The 4,071-nt window shown below is 64.8% G+C and carries 4 protein-coding genes; 1 reads left to right on the top strand and 3 read right to left on the bottom strand.

The window, feature by feature from the left end:
- Window positions 1-158: 158 nt before the first annotated feature.
- The 3 genes from ACIREE_RS42555 to ACIREE_RS42545 all read right to left on the bottom strand — a co-directional run bounded on the left by ACIREE_RS42555 (window position 159) and on the right by ACIREE_RS42545 (window position 3,007).
- A complete protein-coding gene (locus ACIREE_RS42555) occupies window positions 159-902 on the bottom strand; it encodes a transposase family protein (RefSeq protein ID WP_404164958.1) in 744 nt (247 codons plus the stop codon).
- A gap of 32 nt (window positions 903-934) precedes the next feature.
- Window positions 935-2,169 (bottom strand): IS3 family transposase gene (locus tag ACIREE_RS42550; protein ID WP_404164956.1). Its coding sequence is split into 2 segments (ribosomal slippage): window positions 935-1,890 and window positions 1,890-2,169, totalling 1,236 coding nucleotides; the frame shifts between segments, so codons are not numbered across the junction.
- Between the two features lie 49 nt (window positions 2,170-2,218).
- Window positions 2,219-3,007, bottom strand: a complete 789-nt coding sequence (locus ACIREE_RS42545; RefSeq protein ID WP_404164955.1) for an alpha/beta fold hydrolase — start codon at window positions 3,005-3,007, stop codon at window positions 2,219-2,221.
- Between the two features lie 98 nt (window positions 3,008-3,105).
- Here ACIREE_RS42545 and ACIREE_RS42540 point away from each other — a divergent pair, with 98 nt between their 5' ends.
- Window positions 3,106-3,699, top strand: coding sequence for a hypothetical protein (locus ACIREE_RS42540; protein WP_404164953.1), 594 nt, complete (start codon window positions 3,106-3,108; stop codon window positions 3,697-3,699).
- Window positions 3,700-4,071: the final 372 nt, after the last annotated feature.

Genomic DNA, 4,071 nt, shown 5'->3' with positions numbered 1-4,071 from the left:
AACACCAGAACTGGCCCCAGCCCGCCCGCGCCGGCGTTCAAGCCGTCCGCATCCAACGACCCCAACCCGCCAGCCCGTAAAGCAACAGCATTGCCCCTAAAGGGTGTTGCACAAGGCCGTGTTCGGGCAGGTCGGAGCCTGTGAAGACGGTTCTCTGGTCATGATGCGAGGGCGAGGTTGTGCATCTGGGCGATGGCCTGGACGGCGTGGTGGAGGCCGTTGCCGTGTTGCCGGCAGTCGCGGAGGATCTTGTAGTTCTTCATCCGGCCGATCACGTGCTCGACCCGGGCACGGACCTTGCGGTGGGCGGCGTTGTCGTCCTCCTCGCCCGGCAGCAGCGGCCGTCGGGGGCGTTTGCGGTGCGGTACGACCATGCCGCAGTTGAGGTAGGCCCCGTCGCCGAGCACGGTCACGCCCGCGCAGTGCTCGGCCAGGCCCGAGTTCCGCCAGGCGTGCGCGTCCGCGGTGGTGCCCGGCACCGGCCGGGCTGCGGCGATCACGAGGCGGGTGTCGGCATCGACGATGACCTGCACATTCGCCGAGAAGCGGTAGTTGCGCGACGAGGTGCCGAGGTGCCGGTCTCGGACCGGGATCAGGGTGCCGTCCACGATCCAGAGACGGTCCGCGCCGTCGGTGGGACGGGAGACGGGCTCCAGTGCCAGCAGCGGTCCGAGCCGCTGGATCACCCGGCACACGGTCGAGGAGGAGATCCCGAACAGCGGCGCCAACTGCCGCATGGTCAGGTTCGTGCGGTAGTACACCGCGACGACCAGCACGCGTTCGGCCAGCGGGAGACTCCACGGCCGCCCCCGCAAGGTGCCGTTGCCACCCCGCTCCCGCACCACTTTCAGCAGCCGCCCGAACTGATCCAGCCGCAGTCCGGTGAACGTCTCCACCCACATCCTGTCAAGCACCGGGTTTTGTGGAGAGTGAGTTAACTGGTTTCCTGGAGTGACGCAGGGGGTTCGGCCGCGTAGTGGGCGGCCTCGTGCTCGGCGGGGGTGACGTGTCCGAGCTCGCCGTGCAGGCGTCGCTGGTTGAACCAGTCGATGTACTCGGCGACCGCGATCTCGACGTCGTTGACGGACGTCCACGGTCCCTTGTTGCGGATCAGCTCGGCCTTGAAGAGGCTGTTGAACGCCTCGGCGAGGGCGTTGTCATACGAGTCGCCCTTGGATCCGACCGAGGCCACGGCCGCCTCGTCGGCGAGGCGTTCGGTGTAGCGAATAGCACGATATTGGACTCCGCGGTCGGAGTGATGGGTGAGGCCGGCCAGGTCGGCGCCGGTGTGCCGGCGTCGCCAGATCGCCATCTCCAGCGTGTCCAGAGCGAGGTCGGTGTAGAGGCTGGTGGCGACCTGCCAGCCGACGACCATGCGGGAGAACACGTCGATGACGAAGGCCGCGTAGACCCAGCCGGAGAATGTTCTGACGTAAGTGATGTCTGCGACCCACAGCTGGTTGGGGGCAGTTGCGGTGAACTGCCGCTCGACCAGGTCGGCTGGACGGTCGGTCTCGGGGGCGGGCCGGGTGGTGCGTGGGCTCTTGGCCCGGATCACTCCGCGCAGTCCCGCCCGGCGCATGAGGCGTTCGACAGTGCAGCGGGCCACCTGGACTCCGCCACGGACCAGGGCGGCATGGACCTTGCGGGCGCCGTAGACGCCGTAGTTGTCGGTATGGATCTGGCGTATGTGTTCGGTGAGTTGCTCATCGCGCAAGGTGCGGGCCGACGGCGGGCGGGTGTGGGCGGCGTAGTAGGTGCTCGGCGCGATCGGCGCGTCCTTCTCCGCGAGGACATCACAGATCGGCTGGACGCCGAACGTCTCCTTGTGCTGGTCGATGTAGGCGACCTTCAGCGCAGTGGACGGTCCAGCTCCGCGGCGAAGAAAGCCGAGGCGGACTTCAATATCGCGTTCGCCCGCCGCAGTTCCTTCACCTCCCGCTCCAGCTCAGCGATCCGGGCGGCCTCCGCACTGGAGGTCCCGGCAACGGTGCTCTCGTCGATCTCGGCCCGCTTGACCCACCCCCGCAGGGCCTCGGGGTGCACGTCCAACTGGTCGGCAGTGCGCTTGATCGCACCGGCCCGGCCGGCCGGGTCCTTGCGGGCCTCGACGGCCAGACGCGTCGCGCGTTCACGCAGTTTGTCGGGGTACTTACGGGGAGCAGCCATGATCGGCATCCTTCCGGGTCTTGATGATCTCCATCAAACCCGGGGCGGTTCAGAAGTCAGCGAGGGCGCAGGCCAGGACGGCTGGGGCCTGTTCGGCGACATGGTGGCCTGCGTCGATACCGTGTCCGCGGATATTGGTTGCCCACCGGCGCCAGATCGCGACGGGATCGCCATGAAGGTCTTCCAGGTTGTCCCGGAGTGACCAGAGGATCAGCGTCGGGCACTTGATGCGTTTGCCGGCGTTCCGGTCGGTCTCCTCGTGCTGGCGGTCGATGGTGAGGCCGGCCCGGTAGTCCTCGAGCATGGCCCGCACGACGTCGGGATCGCGGGTGGCCTGCCGCCACTTGATGGCAACCGTTCCGTCCGCACCGGGATAAGCCGTCACGGTGAGTTCGTAGGCAATAGCCTCATCTCCCTTGTACGTGATATCGCCGGTCTCGCTGACTTCGCCGTCCGGGATCACAATGCGAACGTGAGAGTTCCCGTCGATAACGTCGAATCCGAACTGTCGGCGGTCCGGGCCCGGCGCCTTAATGGCAAGCACGCTCTTACCGCTCGTGGTGACCACCTTGGAACCCTTGTGGTACAGCTCAAGAACGGTCTTGCTCGTCTCAATGGCGGTGAACTTGTAAGTCACCTCAGACGAGCTGATGACCTTTCGGACGGTCTGCCCGCCCTGCCACCCCTTGATTTCCGTGGTGTCCGCGGAGTTGGATTCGGTAATCCCGTCATCGGAAATCCATCCGATATCGGTAGCGGTGTCGGGCCACGGGGTAGCCGCATCGGTCGGCTTGGTGGAGTCGAGCGGAGCCACATAAGCGGCACCGGTGATAGCCACGCGAACAGCGTTGGCGTTAAGAGGCATAGGTGTCCCCTCGGAGTTGATTTGGTGGAATCAGCCACGCCGTACGTAGGGTGGCTGTAAGGTCCCGCGTCATGGACGCAGGATTGGCCGCAGTAACCGGTGCAGCAGTCGGTTCCCTTGCCACAATTGGCGCCTCATTGGCCGCCGGATGGTTTCAGCGCGAGGGAGCGCTAATAGCCTCACGGGCAGAACACCGACGCGAGAGAAATGGGGTTCGAGAAGTCGCCTATAGAGACCTGATCACCTCTGGGGGGAAACTAGTGAAGTTTCTGGATGATCTCGCCATTCCCACTTTTAGCGAATATTCAGGCGAGCCTCTTACTCGGCCAACCATTCCCCTGGCTACAGTGTTCGACGACGATTTCTACGAGGAACTATCCGTACTCGAAAACGCCGTCACATCCGCATTCGTAGAGGTATCTCTCTTGGGCCCGAAAGCTGTAGCTAAGTGTGGAGAAGAATTCGAGGCTAGCGTTCAGCAAGTCTGTATGCTCACGGGGTGGGTAAGTATCACGCTCATGGAAAACGCGCCCGGTGACGCAGACGATGTGCTGCGACAAATTCGGGGCGGGACGAATGACGCCAAGAAGCACCTTGCTGTATTTACTGAGAGCGCACGCGACTTCCTTGACGATGACGGGTTGAGAAAAGTGCCCTCTCGCTAGAGGGGTTTCCCGCGCATATGGATTTCCGCAGCAAACGCATAGCGCGGCTGTGAACTCTGGTCATCGGGAAGCCACTGCGGGCCCCCGACTTCCGCCACGCTGTAGACCGTCACTCCGCCGCGGACTCCGGGAATCGCCCCGATGAGTCCCCGCACGGGCGCGCATAGGTCGTGGGCTTCGGCTTCCGTGGACCCCCACGCGTGGAAGTCGAGCCGGGCCCGGTCGGAAACGACGGTCTGCCTGGTGCCCCCGATTCGTTCCACGCGGACGAACCGCTTACTGACCTTGAATGCGTGGTGTCGTCATGGCGGCTCGGGCTGGAGACCGGTGCCGATGAGGCAACCGTTGAGGACGCCGGGGCGGTACTGGAGC

The sequence above is a fragment of the Streptomyces sp. NPDC102467 genome (assembly GCF_044765445.1).
GTDB lineage: Bacteria > Actinomycetota > Actinomycetes > Streptomycetales > Streptomycetaceae > Streptomyces.
This window is presented reverse-complemented; position numbering and strand designations above follow the sequence as displayed.